Source organism: Pseudomonas sp. COR18, from assembly GCF_048568395.1.
Taxonomy (GTDB): Bacteria; Pseudomonadota; Gammaproteobacteria; order Pseudomonadales; family Pseudomonadaceae; genus Aquipseudomonas; species Aquipseudomonas fuscovaginae_B.
Map to the genome: position 1 here is coordinate 6,632,381 of NZ_CP183808.1, position 17,680 is coordinate 6,650,060.

Sequence of the window (17,680 nt, forward strand, 5' to 3'; positions counted from 1 at the left end):
GAGGGTTTCAACGGCCTGGCACCGGTTCATGGGGCTTGACCCGCGGCATCACGATGTCATGCTGCTTCACGCGCCGATACAAGGTCGCCCGGGAGATACCCAGGGCTTGCGCCGCCGGCCCCGGCTGCCAGCGATGGCGCACCAGGGCCTCGAGCAACGCCTGGCGCTCGGGACTGGCGGGGCCCTCCGCCCGCACCGGTGGCAAGCGGCCGTGCAGATCCTCGGGCAGGTCCTCCAGGCGGATGCTGTCACCTGGACAGATGGCGCAGGCGTAGCGCAGGACATGGCGCAACTGGCGCACGTTGCCCGGCCAGCTGTAGCCCAACAGACACTCCAGGGCCGCAGCCCCCAACCCCAGGCGCAAGCCGCAGCGTGCGGCTTCCTCGTCGAGGATGCGGTTGATCAGGTCCAGCTTGTCGCTACGCTCGCGCAGCGGCGGCAGTTCGAAACGCGCACCGCTGAGACGAAAATACAAGTCCTCGCGAAAGGCGCCTTCGGCCACCAGGGTCGACAGGTCGCGGTGGCTGGCGCAGATCACCTGAATGTCCACCGCCTGCCGCCGCGCCGCGCCCAGCGGCGCCACTTCGCCCTCGGCCAGCGCCCGCAGCAGGCGCGTCTGCAGGGCCAGCGGCATGTCACCGATCTCGTCGAGGAACAACGTGCCGCCATCGGCCTGCTGCAGCAGCCCGCGCGCGCCCTTGCGCTCGGCACCGGTAAAGGCGCCGGCGACATAACCGAACAGCTCGCTCTCGATCAGGCTCTCGGGGATCGCGGCGCAATTGAGCGCCACGAAGGGCTTGTCGCGCCGCGCGCTTTGCTCATGCAACTGGCGGGCGAAGACCTCCTTGCCGGCGCCGGTTTCGCCATGGATCAGCACGGGCAGGTTGCGGTCCTTGACGCGGACCGCCAGGCGCAGGCTCTCGGCGATCCGCGGATCCGGTTCGCCGGCGGCGTGGCGCGCAACCGCCCTCTTTTGCGCGCCCCGGGGAACGCTCAGACGAATATGCAGGCCGTGCTCGGCAACATGCCGCGGATGTTCGTCGGCGGCCGCGTGCAACAGGTCCGGATCGAAGACCTCGCCGATGTGCCGTGGCAGTTGTCCATGGCGCTCCAGCAGGTAATGCCGGGCCGAGGGGTTGAGCGCCTGTACGCAACCGTCGGCGTCCCAGGCGAAGAGAAACTCCGGCTGGCTGTCGACATAGCCGGGGGCGGCGTGTGCCCGCAACACCCACAGGCCACGGGTGCTGTGCATGAAGAAGGCGTTTTCGATGTCACGGGCACTCTGCACGGTCATCTGTCGGATCAGATGCTGGCTGCGGCGGTCATCCGGGGATTCGACGGCCGACACGTCGAGGACACCGAGCAGTTCGCCCCAGGGGTCGAACACCGGTGCCGCCGAGCAGGTCAGGCCGATGAAGGCGGCGCGGAAATGGTCACGCTTGTGCACCGTCACCGGGATGCCATTGGTCAGCACCGCGGCCACGCCACAGGTGCCCTCCTCGCCTTCCGACCAGCAGGTTCCCAGGTACAGCCCGGCACGCCGGCAATCGGCACGGATCGCCGACTCCACGCGATAGTCGATGGTATTACCCTGGGCGTCGGTGAGCAGCACACAGTAGTCGGCGTCGCGCACCCGGCCATGCAGCCGCGAGACCTCCTCGCCGGCGATGCACAGGAAGCTCTCGGCGCGCTCTCGGTATTCCCTGAGCAGCGTCTGGCTCAGGATCCGCGGGCCCTGCAGGGAGCCCGGATCCAGGTGGTGCTGCTCCATCGAGCGGCGCCAGGAGTCGAGGATCAGGTTCGGTACCGGCGCTTCAGGCAAACGGCCGGCATGACGCAACACACGGCTGACACAGTCCACGTGGGCTCTGGAGTAGGCAGGAAGCATGGGGCCTCCACGGCGTGTTTCATTGTTCTTGTTGCGCTCATTTAAGCCCCGCCTCGCCTGCGGGACAAGTGCCACGAACAGGCGGCGGCCGACTGAGACGCAGCGTCTCAACGTCTCACCGCAGCGCCGGGCAGGCTGACATGGCCCGTCTCATTCAGCTGTGGCCCCAGGCCCCGCCCGATACGGCACCAACCGCTCTGGCACACCACATGCGCCGTCATGAATAGCGCCCTGGCACCGCCCTTGCTATGACCCGGCAGACACCGGGACGTCATCCCGCACCCACAACAACAATCAGAGGTGCCTCATGTCCGCAACTGTTGCTTCGCCCTGCTTCCTGGCCGGCAAGGTCGCCCTGATCAACGCCGTCGGTGGCGGCCTGTCCCTATGAGCGCCCCACTGCGTGTCGGCATCATCGCCAACCCCGCCTCGGGACGGGACCTGCGCCGCCTGACCGCGAATGCCGGGCTCTACTCCAGCACCGACAAGGCCGCCGTGGTCCAGCGCCTGCTGGGCGCCTTCGGTGCCACCGGCATCGAGGAGGTGCTGATGCCACCGGACATGACCGGCATCGCCGCGGCCGTGCTCAAGGCGAGCAGCGGCCGCCACGCCCGCGAAAACCGCTGGCCACGCCTGGAGTTCCTCGACATGCCGCTGCGCCAGAGCGTGGAGGACACCCGCCTGGCCGCGCGCCTGCTGGTCGAGCGAGGCGTCAGCCTGGTGGCCGTGCTCGGTGGCGACGGCACACACAAGGCAGTGGCCGCCGAGGTCGGTGACATCCCCCTGCTGTGCCTGTCCACCGGAACCAACAACGCCTTCCCGGAGCTGCGCGAGGCCACCGGGGCCGGGCTGGCCGGCGGGCTCTATGCCAGCGGGCGGATTCCTCCGCAGGTCGGCCTGCGACGCAACAAGCGCCTGCGCGTGCGACTGGCGGCACGGGGTATCGACGAGATCGCCCTGGTGGAGGTCGCCGTCTCGCCGCTGACCTTCACCGGCGCCCGCGCCATCAGCCGCGCCGAGGACCTGGCGGAAATCCACGCGGCGTTCGCCGAGCCCCACGCCATCGGCCTGTCCTCGCTGTGCGGGTTGTGGAACCCGGTGTCACGGCGCTGTCCCCGCGGCAGTTGGCTGCGCCTCTCCCCGCAGGCTGACGAGGCACTGCTGGCGCCGCTGGCCCCGGGCCTGCTGCAAGCCTGCGGCATCGTCGCCAGCGGCAGCCTCGAGCCGGGGGTGCCGCGCCTGCCGCTGCTGGCCGCCGGCACTCTGGCGCTGGACGGTGAACGCGAGATCGAGTTCGTCGCCGCCGACCGCCCCAGCATCACCCTCGAACTTGACGGCCCGCTGAGCATCGACGTCGAGGCCGCCCTGGCCTTCGCCGCCCACCATCATCTGCTGGCCGTTGCCGGCAAGCCCGTGAACCACCCTGGAGAACAAGAAAATGTCCACGCTACCGACTGAACAACTGCTCCATGCCTATCGCGTGATGCGCACCATTCGCGCCTTCGAGGAACGCCTGCACGTGGAGTTCGCCACCGGCGAGATTCCCGGCTTCGTGCACCTGTACGCCGGCGAGGAGGCCTCCGCCGCCGGGGTCATGGCCCACCTCGACGACGAGGACTGCATCGCCTCCACCCACCGCGGCCACGGTCACTGCATCGCCAAGGGGGTGGACGTGTACGGCATGATGGCCGAGATCTACGGCAAGAAGACCGGCGTCTGCCAGGGCAAGGGTGGCTCCATGCACATCGCCGACCTGTCCAAGGGCATGCTCGGCGCCAACGGCATCGTCGGCGCCGGCGCACCGCTGGCGGCCGGTGCGGCACTGGCCGCCAAGCTCAAGGGCAACCGCGCGGTGGCCGTGGCCTTCTTCGGCGACGGCGGCTCCAACGAGGGTGCGGTGTTCGAGGCGATGAACCTGGCCTCGGTGTGGAACCTGCCGTGCATCTTCGTTGCCGAGAACAACGGCTACGCCGAGGCCACGGCCTCGAACTGGTCGGTGGCCTGCGATCACATCGCCGACCGTGCCGCCGGTTTCGGCATGCCCGGGGTGACGGTGGACGGCTTCGACTTCTTCGCCGTGCACGAAGCCGCCGGGGCCGCCATCGAACGCGCCCGCGCCGGCGAGGGCCCGTCGCTGATCGAGGTGAAACTCACCCGCTACTACGGCCACTTCGAAGGCGATGCCCAGACCTACCGTGCCCCCGATGAGGTCAAGCACTACCGCGAAAACCGCGACTGCCTGATGCAGTTCCGCGAGCGCACCGTGCGCGCCGGCCTGCTGCAGGCCAGCGCCCTGGACGGCATCGACGCCGAAGTGCACGCGAGCATCGATGAAGCCGTGCTGCGCGCCAAGGCCGATCCCAAGCCGTCGCCAGCCGACCTGCTGAGCGACGTGTACGTCGCCTACCCCTGAGATCAGCCGCCGGGCGCCGTGCGACAGACCCGCACCCCGGCCCATGGAACAACAAGAGGAGAGCCATCATGGCCAGAAAGATCAGTTACCAGCAGGCCATCAACGAAGCCCTGGCCCAGGAAATGCGCCGCGACCAGACGGTGTTCATCATGGGCGAGGATAACGCCGGCGGTGCTGGCGCACCCGGTGAGGACGACGCCTGGGGCGGCGTACTCGGCGTCACCAAGGGCCTGTTCCACCAATTCCCCGGCCGCGTGCTGGATACCCCGCTGTCGGAGATCGGCTACGTCGGTGCCGCCGTGGGCGCCGCGACCCGTGGCCTGCGCCCGGTGTGCGAACTGATGTTCGTCGATTTCGCCGGCTGCTGCCTGGACCAGATCCTCAACCAGGCGGCCAAGTTTCGCTACATGTTCGGTGGCAAGGCGGTGACCCCGCTGGTGATCCGCACCATGGTCGGTGCCGGCCTGCGCGCCGCCGCCCAGCACTCGCAGATGCTCACCGCACTCTGGACGCATATCCCCGGGCTCAAGGTGGTCTGCCCGTCCTCGCCGTATGACGCCAAGGGGCTGCTGATCCAGGCCATCCGCGACAACGACCCGGTGATCTTCTGCGAACACAAGCTGCTCTACTCGATGCAGGGCGAGGTGCCGGAGGAGCTGTACACCGTGCCCTTCGGCGAAGCCAACTTCCTGCGCGAGGGTGATGACGTGACCCTGGTGACCTACGGGCGCATGGTCCACCTGGCCATGGACGCCGCCGCCAGCCTGGCGCGCCAGGGAGTCTCCTGCGAGGTGCTGGACCTGCGCACCACCAGCCCGCTGGACGCCGACAGCATCCTCGAAAGCGTGGAAAAGACCGGTCGCCTGGTGGTGATCGACGAGGCCAACCCCCGTTGCTCCATGGCCACCGACATCGCCGCGCTGGTGGCCGAACAGGCGTTCGATTCGCTCAAGGGCCCGATCCGCCAGGTCACTGCGCCGCATACACCGGTGCCCTTCTCCGACGCCCTGGAAGACCTGTATATCCCCAGCGCGGCGAAGATCGAGGCCACGGTCCTGGAACTGGTGCAAGGGAGGAAGGTGGCATGAGCCGAATCCATACCCTGACCATGCCCAAGTGGGGCCTGTCGATGACCGAGGGGCGTATCGACTCGTGGCTCAAAGATAACGGCGACGTCATCGAGAAAGGCGACGAGGTGCTCGATGTGGAGACCGACAAGATCAGCAGCAGCGTCGAGGCGCCCTTCAGCGGCGTCCTTCGCCGGCAGGTGGCACGCGAGGAAGAAGTCCTGCCGGTCGGCGCCCTGCTGGGCGTGGTCGTCGAAGGTGAAGCCAGCGACGAAGAGATCGACGAAGTGGTCAGGCGCTTCCAGGCCGAGTTCGTTCCGAACGACGGCAGCGAGGCTGACAGCGGGCCCACACCACAGAAAGTCGAGCTGCAGGGGCGTGTCGTGCGTTACTTCGAGCGCGGCGAAGGCGGCGTACCGCTGGTGCTGATCCACGGTTTCGGCGGCGACCTGAACAACTGGCTGTTCAACCACGAGACGCTGGCGGCCGGACGCCGGGTCATCGCTCTGGACCTGCCGGGCCATGGCGAGTCGGGCAAGACGCTGCAACGCGGCGACCTCGACGAACTGAGCGGCGCGGTACTCGCCCTGCTCGATCACCTAGATATCCAGCAGGCACACCTCGCCGGGCACTCCATGGGCGGCGCGGTGGCGCTCAATACCGCACGGCTGGCGCCTCGGCGGGTGCGCACGTTGAGCCTGCTGGCCAGCGCCGGGCTGGGCACGCAGATCAATGGCGACTACCTGCAAGGCTTCGTCAGGGCCAACAGTCGCAACGAGCTCAAGCCGCTGTTGGTGCAGCTGTTCTCCGACCCGGCACTGGTCAACCGGCAGATGCTCGAGGACATGCTCAAGTACAAGCGGCTCGAAGGTGTGGGCACGGCGCTGCAGCAGCTTGCCGACCAGCTCTTCGCCAACGGCCGGCAGCAGCACGACCTGCGCCATCTCCTGGATACCGCCGAACACCCGGCCCTGGTGATCTGGGGCGAGGCGGACGCGATCATCCCGGCCAGCCACGCCGAGGGGCTGCCTGCCGAAGTTCACGTGCTGCCCAAACAGGCCCACATGCTCCAGCTCGAAGACGCCGAGGCGGTCAACGCCCTGCTGCTGGACTTCCTCAAACGCCATTGACCAACGAGGGTCCGCCCATAGGGCCGGGCCCAGGAGACAGCCATGACCCTCAACACCAACAGCATGCGTGCCGCGGTCTGGCACGGCCGCAACGATATCCGTGTGGAAAACGTGCCGCTGCCGGGTGACCCGCCAGCCGGCTGGGTGCAGATCCGCGTGCACTGGTGCGGCATCTGCGGTTCGGACCTGCACGAGTACGTCGCCGGTCCCGTGTTCATCCCGGTGCAAGCGCCACACCCGCTCACCGGCATCAAGGGCCAGTGCATTCTCGGCCACGAATTCTGCGGAGAAATCGTCAAGCTCGGCCCCGGCGTCGAAGGCTTCAGCAGCGGCGAGGTCGTCGCGGCCGACGCCTGCCAGCACTGCGGGACCTGCTATTACTGTCGCAACGGTCTGTACAACATCTGCGAGAACCTGGCCTTCACCGGCCTGATGAACAACGGCGCCTTCGCCCAATGGGTCAACGTACCGGCCAACCTGCTGTACAAGCTGCCCGCGGGCTTCCCCGCCGAGGCCGGGGCGTTGATCGAGCCGCTGGCGGTGGGCATGCACGCGGTGAAGAAGGCCGGCAGCCTGCTGGGGCGCAACGTGGTGGTAGTCGGCGCGGGCACCATCGGCCTGTGCACCATCATGTGCGCCAAGGCCGCCGGTGCCGCGCAGGTGATCGCGCTGGAGATGTCCTCGGCCCGCAAGGCCAAGGCCCGTGAGGTCGGCGCCAGCCATGTGCTCGACCCGAACGAATGCGACGTGCTGGCGGAGGTGCGCCGCCTCACCCATGGCCTGGGGGCAGACGTCAGCTTCGAGTGCATCGGCAACCAGCACACTGCCAAGCTGGCCATCGACGCCATTCGCAAGGCCGGCACCTGCGTGCTGGTGGGCATCTTCGAGGAACCCAGTTCGTTCAACTTCTTCGAGCTGGTGGCGACCGAGAAGCAGGTGTTCGGCTCGCTGGCCTACAACGGCGAGTTTGCCGATGTGATCGCCTTCATTGCCGACGGCCGCCTGGACATCGCCCCGCTGGTCACCGGACGCATCGAGCTTGAGGACATCGTCGAGAAGGGCTTCCAGGAGCTCGTGAACAACAAGGAGCACAACGTGAAGATTATCGTTTCACCCCAAGTGCCTTGAGTTTCACCTTGAGGGCCGCAGGTTGCGGCCCTCTTCAGTTATGCAGCCGGTATCAGACCCCACCTGTTACATCGGTGAACAGCAGAATCTCCCCTCCAGAAGCTGACGGAAAAGTAATGTCGGGCTCAGGTCGCTGACAGCACGGGATCACTAACTTGATCACGAAGCCAGGGACCAGGCCGGCCGCATTGGCCTGCCTGGAGACCCGCGAATCATCTGACTGGACGCAACGGCATGCAAAGCAAAACCACGAGACGTTCCTTCGTCAAGGGCCTGGCCGCCACCGGCCTGCTGGGCGGGCTGGGCATGTGGCGCGCCCCGGTTTGGGCGCTGACCAGCCCGGGCCAGCCGAATGTGCTGACGGGCACCGACTTCGATCTCTACATCGGTGAGCTGCCGGTGAACATCACCGGCACCCCACGCACGGCAATGGCAATCAACGGTTCCCTGCCCGGGCCGACTCTTCGCTGGCGCGAAGGCGATACCGTCACGCTGCGCGTGCATAACCGCCTCAGGCAGGATACCTCCCTCCACTGGCACGGCATCATCCTGCCGGCGAACATGGACGGCGTGCCAGGCCTGAGCTTCCACGGCATCGCGCCCGATGGCCTGTACGAATACAGGTTCAAGGTCCGCCAGAGCGGCACCTACTGGTACCACAGCCACTCCGGCCTCCAGGAGCAGGTGGGCGTGTACGGCGCACTGGTGATCGATGCCAGGGACCCCGAGCCATTCACCCACGAACGTGATTACGTCGTCATGCTCAGCGACTGGACAGACGAGGACCCGGCAAGGGTTGCCTCCAGGCTCAAGAAGCAGTCCGACTACTACAACTTCCACAAGCGGACCGTCGCGGATTTCATCAGCGATGTGAGCGAGACGGGTTGGTCGGCCGCGTTAGCCGATCGCAGGATGTGAGCCGAGATGAGGATGAACCCCACCGACCTGGCCGACGTGAGCGGGTACACCTACACCTACCTCATGAACGGCCAGGCCCCGGACGGCAACTGGACCGGCGTATTCAAGCTCGGCGAGAAAGTCCGCCTGCGCTTCATCAACGCCTGCGCCATGAGCTATTTCGATGTGCGGATTCCCGGCCTCAGGATGACGGTGGTCGCCGCGGATGGGCAACCCGTCCATCCGGTTTCGGTCGACGAGTTCCGCATCGCCGTTGCGGAAACCTACGATGTCATCGTCGAGCCTGAAGACCAGCCGGCCTACACCATTTTCGCTCAGTCCATGGATCGCACCGGGTACGCCAGGGGTACCCTGGCCGTCCGCGAAGGCTTGCAAGCCCGGGTGCCGGCGGTCGACCCGCGCCCCCCGCTGTCCATGAACGACATGGGCATGGATCACGGCGGGATGGATCACGGCACCATGCCGGGCGGTATGCCGGGCATGGACCACGGCACGATGGCCGGCATGGACCACGCCCGCATGACCGGCCTGAGCACGACGCGGCAGGGGCATCCGGATTCGGAGAAGCACAATCCCCTGGTCGACATGCAGGCGACGAACCCGCTACCGAAGCTGAACGATCCGGGCATCGGGCTGCGTAACAACGGACGCCGCGTGCTGACCTATGCGGACCTGCGCAGCACCTTCCCCGACCCGGACGGCCGGGAGCCGGGCCGCACGCTCGAGTTGCACCTGACCGGCCACATGGAGAAATTCGCCTGGTCCTTCGACGGCATCAAATTCTCCGATGCCGAACCGCTGCGCCTCAGGTACGGCGAGCGCCTGCGCATCACCCTGGTCAACGACACCATGATGGCTCACCCCGTCCACCTCCACGGCATGTGGAGTGATCTGGAGGATGAGAACGGCCGTTTCCGGGTGCGCAAGCACACGATCGACATGCCGCCCGGCTCAAAACGAAGCTATCGGGTAACGGCCGATGCGCTGGGGCGTTGGGCCTATCACTGCCACCTGCTGTTCCATATGGAAATGGGCATGTTCCGGGAAGTCCGCGTGGAAGAATGACGGGAGATTCGAGATGACCCCACCGATGCAGCGTAACGCCCTTTTCCCCACGGCGGCGGCAGGCCCGCTTGCAGCCAATACCCCATTCTCCTGGTACGGTGACCAGGCCAAGGCAGGGCAACATGAGCAATAACCTGGCAAGACCCGCGCTGCTGACCTTGACCGCTGCCCTCGGCCTGCTGAGTGGAGCGAGCGGTTTCGCCGCTCAAGAGAGGGATCATTCGGCGATGGGACACGGCAACATGCAGACGGATAGCGCACCCTCGCCGGGATCGATGCCAGGCATGGATCACGGCGCCATGAATCATGGTGCCATGAATCATTCCGGCATGAACCCTGGCCCGACTACGCCGGCGGCGACCAGCCGGACGCCGATTCCGGCCCTGACCGACGCCGACCGCCAGGCCGCCTTCCCCCCATTGGGCGGGCACCAGATCCATGACAACCGGATCAACAGCTTTTTCCTGCTGGACCAGCTCGAGTACCAGGCTGCCAACAAGGGCAGCACCCTGGCCTGGGAAGCCTCGGGCTGGGTGGGCACGGACACCGACCGGCTCTGGCTTCGCTCCGAAGGCCAGCGTACCGATCGCACCACCGAGGACGCCGAGCTGCAGCTGCTGTACGGGCATTCGATCAGCCCCTGGTGGGACGCCGTCGCAGGGGTACGCCAGGATTTCAAGCCGCAATCGCCCCAGACCTGGGCGGCGTTCGGCGTCCAGGGCATGCCGCTCTATGACTTCGAAACCCAGGCCACCGCCTTCATCGGTGAAAACGGCCGGACAGCCGCTCGGCTGAAAGGCGAGTACGACATCCTCCTGACCAATCGCCTGATCCTGCAGCCAACCGCTGAAGCCAATTTCCATGGCAAAAACGACCCGGCGCGCGGCGTGGGTTCCGGCCTCTCCAATACCGAAGTCGGGCTGCGGTTACGCTATGAAGTCGTGCGCCAGTTCGCCCCCTACATCGGCGTCACCTGGAGCCGCGCCTACGGCAGGACCGCCGGCTTCATCCGCGACGAGGATGGGGACGTGGATGAGGCGCGTTTCGTTGCCGGCATCCGGGTGTGGTTCTGAGCATGAACCGTGCCCGCGCCGCCGTGGCAGTGGCCGATGCCATTCATTGTTTGTGCTGGTGCAACATGGTCTGAATCTGGTGGGTCGCCTGGCGGGTACTTTCCGCCAGTTTGCGCACCTCATCGGCCACCACGGAAAATCCACGTCCCACCTCCCCCGCCCTGGCCGCCTCGATCGCCGCGTTCAGCGCCAGGAGATTGGTCTGGTCGGCAATCCCCTTGATCACCCCCACCACCGTCGCAATCTGGTCGTAGGTCGCCTGATTCTGCGTCAGCATCTGCTGATGGGCTGACTGGGCCGATCGTTCATCGCTGATATCGCGCACCGCGCCAATCACCCGGGTCAATCGCCCCTGCTCATCGCGCACTCCGCGGCCACGCTCGCGGCACCAGATATAGCCCCGGCTCTTGTGCCGCATCCGGTACTCGAAAACATACTCGCCACTGCCTTGGGGACCGAGGATTTCACGGTCGAAGATTGCCATCATCTTCGGCAAGTCGTCCGGATGGGTGATACCCACCTGGGCCTCCCAGCCATCAGGCAACTCCTGGGCGGTGTAACCCAGCAGGACGCGGAACTGATTGGAAAAGCGCATGCAACTGGCCGGGTCCTGAACGTCGCCGTTGACCACCGCGATGTCCCAGCAGCCCTCGGTCAGGGTCGACTGCAACAGTTCCCAGACCCTGGCCTCCAACTGATGCTGGCCAGCCCGCTGCAGGTGCTGTTGCACCTCAAGGTCGAGAGCCTGCTCCCGCTGGCGCATCGGTTCCAGTTGCCGATGCAGGGTTTCAAGCGCGTGCTCAACCTGCCCCAGGCGAATGGCCTGTTGCTCGGCCAACTGCGTGGCCGCCTGCAACTGCTGTGTAAGACGCGCGTTTTCCTGCGTGGACTGCTCCAGTTGCCGGGCCTCGCCGGACCCTTGTGGCTGTTTGTGCTTCTTGAAGAACATGCGCCTGCCCTTTGTGCGTCACGTCGAAACACTGAATCTAATCGCAGGCCCAGGGTGATTACTTGTACGAGCCTGAAGCGGGTCTTGCCCATGCCTGCCAGGCAAGGGGACAGCACCCTGTCGACAAGAGGGGTTCGCCAGGCAGGTGCAAGGATCACGGTCTCGCATCGATGAAACACCGTGGTGCTTCAGGACTACAGGGGGCAGCGTGGCCCTTTGAAAAACGATGTTATCCGGGCCTGAGGGGTGTGTTGTTATCACGAACGACAGGAGGCGCGACCGAAGGTGATCACGATTGAGGCGATCATCATCACGCCAGCCAGTATGAAGGTCAGGCGCATGCCGGAAGCGATCGCCAAAGCGCTGGCGTGCGAGAACGCTTGCGTTCCGACACCGTACGAGAAAACGGCCCCCATCACGGATGCCCCGGTGATCAGGCCGACATTGCGCGACAGGCTGAGCAGTCCCGACACGGTGCCGCGCCGATCCTGGGGCACGTCTGCCAGTGTGGTGGTGTTGTTGGCCGCCTGAAAGAGCTGATAGCCCGGCGTCAGGACGATGATGGAGATCAGGTAGCCCGCAACGCCGATCATGTTCGGCACAAACGCGAGCAAGAAAGCGCCCGCCGCCAACAGGGCCAGTCCCAGGGCCAGTGCACGGTCACAGCCCCAGGCATCGACGAGCCGTCCCGAGGGAACCCCGCTGAAGATGGAGATCACCGGGCCCATGGCCATGACGCAGCCGACCTGCGCCGCCTTCAGGCCCAGACCGACGCCCAGAAAGAAGGGCCCCACCACCAGCGTCGTCATCATGACAGCGGCCACCAGGCCGTTGACAAGCAGGTTGGGCACCAGGCGCCAGCCCAGCACCGACCACACGCTTGCAGAAGGCGTCGTGCCCTCGCCGGTGTCGCCCGGCAGCGTCACGGCAGCCAGGATCAAGGCGATAAACGCCAGCGGGAACTGGACCCAGAAGATCCCGCGCCATCCCGTCACCTCGATCAAGAGCCCTCCCAACGAGGGGCCCAGCGCTGTTCCGAGTGCCGAGACGGTACCGAGCAGGCCCATCGCACGCCCCATACGCGCCTCACTGGCCGTCTGGCGCATCAACGCCATGGCCAGCGTCATCAGGAAGGCGGCGCCGATACCCTGGAGCGCCCTCGCACCGATCAGCAGCCACAGGTTGGGCGCAACGCCGCACAGCCCCGAGGCAACGCCGAATATCGCCAGTCCAGCCATGAGCATCGGTTTCAGCCCGAAGCTGTCGCCGAGCCGGCCGGCGATCAGGACCGCGATCGTCAGGGTCGCCAGGTAGGCGACGACCACCGACTGCACCTGGGCGAAAGGTGCCGAAAACGCCTCGGCCAGCGTGGGCAGCGCGATATTGGCAATGCTGGTGCCGAGCGAGGTCAGCAGCATCGACAATGCCAGCGTGAACGTCATGCCTGCTTGTGTTCTCTTCGATACGAGCGATTGCGCCCAATTCATCACCTTGCCCCCTTTCCAGAATTTCAGACTCAAAGTAGTTTGCAACTTCAAGTCAACTTGAGGTCAAGCATGAAACTTCTGGATATTGGCGAGGTGTCGGCGAAGAGCGGGATCAGGCCCTCGGCGCTGCGCTACTACGAAGAAGCCGGGTTGATCGCGTCCATCGCACGGCATGGGCTGCGCAGGCAGTTTTCGCCCGAGGTGCTGTTGCAGCTCAAGCTGATTTCGATGGGTAAATCAGCGGGTTTCTCGCTTGGGGAGATTGCCGGCATGTTCGGCAGGGATGGCCTGCCGGACCTGTCACGCCCCTTGCTCCATCACAAGGCTGACGAGATTGACCGCCAGATCCGCGAGCTGACGGCCCTGCGCGACACCCTTCGCCACGTTGCCGACTGCCCTGCGCCATCCCACCTGGAATGCCCCACTTTCCGGCGGCTGGTAGAGATGGCCGGCAAGCGCGACATCAAGCAGGCAAAGAAGAAATCACCCGCCTTCAAGGCCAACCGGTGACCCTGGAAGCGGGCCCGCCCAAGGCGTCACACCGGTCTCGCCAACCAGGCCACGAGGTCCTCGGGCGGCATGGGCTTGGCGTAGTAATACCCCTGCCCCTGATCACATCCCCAGCCACGCAGGAGGTGATGGTGTAAATCCGTTTCTATACCTTCCGCCACAACCGTGAGACTCAAGTCGCGCAGAAGGCTGATCAAGCCTCGAACAATGTGCCACTCATTGTTTCCCGGCTGCAGGTTGGCCAGCAGCGAACGGTCGAGCTTCACGCTGGTGGCGGGGATTCTGCGCAGATACACCCAGTTGCTGTAGCCACTGCCAAAATCGTCGATGCCAATCGCCACACCCAGGTCTCGGAAGCGTTGCAGTTGCTGGTGGACCATATCGAAGTCGGTCACGAGTGCGCTCTCGGTGAACTCGAGTTCTATATGGCGAGCGTCCAGGCGGTATTCGCTCAGCGCGCGGGTCAAGTCCTCGAACAGGTGGCCGTCACCCAGATCCAGCGCAGAGATGTTCAGCGATACCGACAGCTGCAGCCCTTGAGCCTGCCATTGGGCCAGTTGCTCGCAGACACGCCGGACCACCAGGCGTGTGATGCCACGAATCGATGCGGTCGTTTCAGCCAAGGGGATGAATTCCGCGGGGCTGATCGGACCCAAGGTGGGATGGGTCCAGCGCAGAAGTGCCTCGACTGCCACACAGCGATTATTGGCCAGGCCGACCCTGGGCTGGTAGACGAGCCGCAATTGATCCGAAGCGATAAGCGCCGCCTCGAGATCGTTGAGCAATGTGGTGCTGCGACGCAGGCTGGCATCCACCACAGGGTCATAACCCAGCCAGCGATGTTCGCTTTGACGTGCGGCGTCGGTCATGCTGGCCATCAGGCGCAGGCTGTCGAGTGAGGCATCGACCTCTACGCCCAGTTCCAGAACACTGATCGCCACGTCCGCGAACACCGGCACGTTGCCACAGTGCAGCGGCCTGCTCAGCGCCAGGACGATTTTATTGAGTTGTTCGGGCAAGGTCATCGCCTCGCAAGGCTCGACCAGGGTCAGGAAGCTCAGGGTACTGACCCGATACAGACGTGCGGATGCAGGCAGCACCTCCAACAGGACTTCCTTGACCGCGAGCATGAAATCGGTGAAGAACTCCACACCCAGAGCCTTCACCTGTCTGTCCATGCCAGATGCCGAAATCGGCTCGATCAATACAGCCAGTTGGCCGGCAAATGCATCGGCCTCATGAAGGTCAGCCTCGAAGCGCCGCCGATTGGGCAACCCGGTGATCGGGTCGTAAAAATGTTGCTGGTGGATGGACTGCAGTCGCGACACCACAATCTGCGCGGCATTGCGCAGCAGCTCCTGATCGCGCTCGTTCAGAGCCGCTCGCGTCTTCCGGTCGATGATGCACAGGCGGCCTACACTCACACCGGGCCTGACCATCAGGGCAGCCCCGGCGTAGTAGCGGATGTACGGGTCCCCCGTCACCAACGGATTATCGACAGTACGGGAATCTGTCTGTGCATCGCAGATTTCCAGCACCGTCTCCTGCCCCAGGCAGTGAGCACAGATGGACAGCTCCTTCGGCGTACGCTCCAGGGCCATACCTATCCGTGCCTTGAATATCTGATAGTCGCGATCAATGATGCTGACCAATGCGATCGGCACATTGAAATAAGCGCAGAGCATGGATACGACGCTGTTCAGCACAGGGTCCGAGCCGCTTGAAAGCTCGGACGTCAAACGGTCGACCTCGACCAGACGCAAGCGTTCATCCTGCTCGATTGTCGTATTGTCCATGGTAACTCCAGTTGCAGTGTGAAAGGCGCATGCCCTTAAGAGTGGCACATTGCCGGTTTGTTCATCCTTGAGGGCTCCGCAAGGTGGAACCTCATGCTCCTTCAAAGGAACTAATGCCAGACCGTTACTGACGGGGAAAGCCTCCAGGCAGCGCCCTAGACGCTTGCCAGCTATGATGATGGCCAGAAACCTCAACACCGGAGTCATTCTTGTCCAGTTTTTTTAGACGGGCCGTAGACGTTCTTCAACGTTTGGAACGAATTCATCTCAAGCGCCCGACACGCTACCTGGGGGCGGTGCTGGTGGTTGCGTTGTGCGGCGTTGCGCGCGCGCAGATGTCAGCCTCGGCGCTCCCTTACCTATTCTTCATACCCGGTTTGATGTTCATCGGCTTCTGGTTTGGTGTAGGACCCTCCGTACTGGGATGCGTCCTGGCAGTGCTGGCGGCACAATATTTCTTCATAGGACCGATCGGTTTTGACGACGACCCGACGACGTGGCTCAACAGCCTGAATTTCGGATTGGTCACCTTGGGCATAGCCATCGTCTGCGCCCTGTTGCGACGCAGCCTCAGAGCACTGGACAAGGTCAATAAAAACCTTGAAGGCGAAGTGCAACGGCGCACGGATGAGCGCGATGGTATCTGGAGGGCATCTCCCGATCTGATCTGCACGCTGTCCGAGAGCGGTGAAGTGCTGACGATGAACCCCGCCTGGCAGGTCGAAACCGGCTGGAGCGAGCAACAACTCAGGGAAGGCGCGTTTTCCAGTCTGATTTCACCGGCACAGTTATCGGACGCGTTGCGCAGTCTCGGTAATCGCCCCATAGCGGAACTCGATACCCAGAGTGTGCGCAGCAATGGCCAGCCCCTGCTCCTGAACTGGAGAATCGCGGAGCGTGTAGGCCTATATTTTGCTATCGCACGGGACATCACCCTCTACCGTGAGCGACAGCAGGCACTGGAACGGGTCAGCACCCAGTTGCAGCAGAGTCAAAAAATGGAATCGCTCGGACAATTGACGAGGGGGCTGGCGCACGACTTCAACAACCTGCTCACCATCATCAATGGTACCCAGGAGATGATCCAGCAGCGCCTCCTCCAGGGGCGATTCGGTGAAGTCGAGCGCTATGTCACGCTGGCCAGAGACGCCACCCACAGGGCCAGTTCACTGACACATCGGCTGCTGGCTTACGCCAGGAAGCAACCCTTGGCGAGTGAAACGGTCGACCCCGCCCTGCTCATGGAGGGCATGAAAGAGCTGATTGCCAGAACGCTGACACCGCAGATTGAATTCCAGTTGCTGACAGCCTCAGGCTCAGCCCTGTGCTACTGCGATGCCCATCAATTCGAAAATGCCCTGTTGAACCTGTGCATCAACGCACGCGATGCCATGCCCAACGGCGGTTGCCTGACCGTCGAGGTGCTCAGGCTGACTCTGGACGCTCCCCCGCCGGGTTCCGATCTGCACAGGGGTGACTATGTGCAGATACGGGTCACGGACACCGGCCAGGGCATGCCGGCCAGTGTGGCCGAGCATGCGTTCGAGCCGTTTTTCACCACCAAGCCGCTGGGTTCGGGTTCCGGCCTGGGACTCTCGGTGGTGCAGGACTTCATACGTCAGGCATCCGGGCATGCGCAAATCGAATCAGTGTTGGGTGAAGGCACCTCGGTCAGCCTGTTCTTGCCGGTATACAGCGGCGTGATGCCGGCTGCGAAAGATACCCCCGTCGACAGGATCGATAGGGCCGGACAGACGAACCTGGGCTCGGCGCTGGTCCTCGACGATGAGGCCGCCATACGCGAACTGGTCGGAGAGGCATTGCAGGACATGGGCTACCAGGTGGTCGAAGCGAGTACACCCAGTCAGGCTCTACAGCAGATCAATGAGCTACAGAATCTGCAGTTGATTGTGACGGACATCATATTGCCCGGTAATGTGAATGGCCACGACGTCGCCAAGGCTGCATGGGCAATGCGACCCGCCCTCAAGATTCTGTTCATATCAGGTTTCGTCGATGCCACCACCCGTATTCACGAACAGCAGGGCAAGGCCAAGCTGCTGGTAAAGCCCTTTACCATTCAGGAGTTCAAGACAGGCGTTGAACGACTGCTCAGTTAGCCCGACGGCTTCGTCGGGGGGATCATCGATTCACCTGCAAGCCAGGAAAATAGCTAGCCATACTATTACCACGACGCCGAACGATTAAACTTTCTGTGAAATCTTCCGATAAAATGGAACCAGCTAACGATGCGGA

At 64.3% G+C, this 17,680-nt stretch carries 12 protein-coding genes and 1 pseudogene; 9 read left to right on the forward strand and 4 right to left on the reverse strand.

Annotation, left to right across the window (positions count from 1 at the left end; genetic code table 11):
- Positions 1–7 precede the first annotated feature (7 nt).
- The gene (locus ACM62G_RS29725; protein ID WP_419736291.1) at positions 8–1,888 is read right to left on the reverse strand and encodes a sigma-54-dependent Fis family transcriptional regulator; all 1,881 of its coding nucleotides are present in this window, start codon (positions 1,886–1,888) and stop codon (positions 8–10) included.
- 387 nt (positions 1,889–2,275) lie between these two features.
- Between ACM62G_RS29725 and ACM62G_RS29730 the strand changes: the two genes are divergently transcribed.
- The 7 genes and pseudogenes from ACM62G_RS29730 to ACM62G_RS29760 all read left to right on the forward strand — a co-directional run bounded on the left by ACM62G_RS29730 (position 2,276) and on the right by ACM62G_RS29760 (position 10,682).
- On the forward strand, positions 2,276–3,346 hold the full coding sequence (locus ACM62G_RS29730) for an ATP-NAD kinase family protein (protein WP_419736292.1): 1,071 nt from the start codon (positions 2,276–2,278) through the stop codon (positions 3,344–3,346).
- Positions 3,327–4,301: a thiamine pyrophosphate-dependent dehydrogenase E1 component subunit alpha gene (locus ACM62G_RS29735; RefSeq protein WP_419736293.1), complete on the forward strand. Its 975-nt coding sequence runs from the start codon at positions 3,327–3,329 to the stop codon at positions 4,299–4,301. Before ACM62G_RS29730 ends, ACM62G_RS29735 begins: the two co-directional genes overlap by 20 nt.
- 68 nt (positions 4,302–4,369) lie before the next feature.
- Positions 4,370–5,389 carry an alpha-ketoacid dehydrogenase subunit beta gene (locus ACM62G_RS29740; protein WP_054060718.1) on the forward strand — a complete coding sequence of 340 codons (1,020 nt, stop codon included), beginning with the start codon at positions 4,370–4,372 and terminating at the stop codon, positions 5,387–5,389.
- Complete coding sequence (locus ACM62G_RS29745; protein ID WP_419736294.1) at positions 5,386–6,498, forward strand: acetoin dehydrogenase dihydrolipoyllysine-residue acetyltransferase subunit; 1,113 nt, start codon at positions 5,386–5,388, stop codon at positions 6,496–6,498. Before ACM62G_RS29740 ends, ACM62G_RS29745 begins: the two co-directional genes overlap by 4 nt.
- Positions 6,499–6,561: 63 nt before the next feature.
- Complete coding sequence (locus ACM62G_RS29750; RefSeq protein ID WP_273825713.1) at positions 6,562–7,626, forward strand: 2,3-butanediol dehydrogenase; 1,065 nt, start codon at positions 6,562–6,564, stop codon at positions 7,624–7,626.
- Between the two features lie 234 nt (positions 7,627–7,860).
- Positions 7,861–9,609: pseudogene (locus ACM62G_RS29755) on the forward strand (copper resistance system multicopper oxidase).
- 122 nt (positions 9,610–9,731) lie between these two features.
- Positions 9,732–10,682 carry a copper resistance protein B gene (locus ACM62G_RS29760; RefSeq protein WP_419736295.1) on the forward strand — a complete coding sequence of 317 codons (951 nt, stop codon included), beginning with the start codon at positions 9,732–9,734 and terminating at the stop codon, positions 10,680–10,682.
- 43 nt (positions 10,683–10,725) lie between these two features.
- On the opposite strand, the gene ACM62G_RS29765 is transcribed toward ACM62G_RS29760, so the two are convergent.
- Both ACM62G_RS29765 and ACM62G_RS29770 read right to left on the reverse strand, forming a co-directional pair.
- Positions 10,726–11,631 (reverse strand): methyl-accepting chemotaxis protein, encoded by a 906-nt coding sequence (locus ACM62G_RS29765; protein ID WP_419736296.1) that lies wholly within the window; start codon positions 11,629–11,631, stop codon positions 10,726–10,728.
- 257 nt (positions 11,632–11,888) lie between these two features.
- On the reverse strand, positions 11,889–13,073 hold the full coding sequence (locus tag ACM62G_RS29770) for an MFS transporter (RefSeq protein ID WP_419736297.1): 1,185 nt from the start codon (positions 13,071–13,073) through the stop codon (positions 11,889–11,891).
- A gap of 114 nt (positions 13,074–13,187) precedes the next feature.
- Here ACM62G_RS29770 and ACM62G_RS29775 point away from each other — a divergent pair, with 114 nt between their 5' ends.
- Positions 13,188–13,628, forward strand: a complete 441-nt coding sequence (locus tag ACM62G_RS29775) for a helix-turn-helix domain-containing protein (protein WP_054062396.1) — start codon at positions 13,188–13,190, stop codon at positions 13,626–13,628.
- Between the two features lie 26 nt (positions 13,629–13,654).
- Here the strand turns inward: ACM62G_RS29775 and ACM62G_RS29780 are convergent, their stop codons facing one another.
- Complete coding sequence (locus ACM62G_RS29780; protein WP_419736298.1) at positions 13,655–15,424, reverse strand: EAL domain-containing protein; 1,770 nt, start codon at positions 15,422–15,424, stop codon at positions 13,655–13,657.
- A 209-nt stretch (positions 15,425–15,633) separates the two neighbouring features.
- Between ACM62G_RS29780 and ACM62G_RS29785 the strand changes: the two genes are divergently transcribed.
- Positions 15,634–17,544, forward strand: a complete 1,911-nt coding sequence (locus ACM62G_RS29785) for an ATP-binding protein (RefSeq protein ID WP_419736299.1) — start codon at positions 15,634–15,636, stop codon at positions 17,542–17,544.
- Positions 17,545–17,680: the final 136 nt, after the last annotated feature.

Excerpts from the sequence above, each read along its gene's own strand:
- ACM62G_RS29760 (WP_419736295.1), top strand. The coding sequence starts at position 9,732 with ATGAGCAATAACCTGGCAAGACCCGCGCTGCTGACCTTGACCGCTGCC.
- ACM62G_RS29770 (WP_419736297.1), bottom strand. The coding sequence starts at position 13,073 with ATGACGTTCACGCTGGCATTGTCGATGCTGCTGACCTCGCTCGGCACC.
- ACM62G_RS29725 (WP_419736291.1), bottom strand. The coding sequence starts at position 1,888 with ATGCTTCCTGCCTACTCCAGAGCCCACGTGGACTGTGTCAGCCGTGTG.
- ACM62G_RS29740 (WP_054060718.1), top strand. The coding sequence starts at position 4,370 with ATGGCCAGAAAGATCAGTTACCAGCAGGCCATCAACGAAGCCCTGGCC.
- ACM62G_RS29780 (WP_419736298.1), bottom strand. The coding sequence starts at position 15,424 with ATGGACAATACGACAATCGAGCAGGATGAACGCTTGCGTCTGGTCGAG.
- ACM62G_RS29730 (WP_419736292.1), top strand. The coding sequence starts at position 2,276 with ATGAGCGCCCCACTGCGTGTCGGCATCATCGCCAACCCCGCCTCGGGA.
- ACM62G_RS29750 (WP_273825713.1), top strand. The coding sequence starts at position 6,562 with ATGCGTGCCGCGGTCTGGCACGGCCGCAACGATATCCGTGTGGAAAAC.
- ACM62G_RS29765 (WP_419736296.1), bottom strand. The coding sequence starts at position 11,631 with ATGTTCTTCAAGAAGCACAAACAGCCACAAGGGTCCGGCGAGGCCCGG.
- ACM62G_RS29745 (WP_419736294.1), top strand. The coding sequence starts at position 5,386 with ATGAGCCGAATCCATACCCTGACCATGCCCAAGTGGGGCCTGTCGATG.
- ACM62G_RS29775 (WP_054062396.1), top strand. The coding sequence starts at position 13,188 with ATGAAACTTCTGGATATTGGCGAGGTGTCGGCGAAGAGCGGGATCAGG.
- ACM62G_RS29735 (WP_419736293.1), top strand. The coding sequence starts at position 3,327 with ATGTCCACGCTACCGACTGAACAACTGCTCCATGCCTATCGCGTGATG.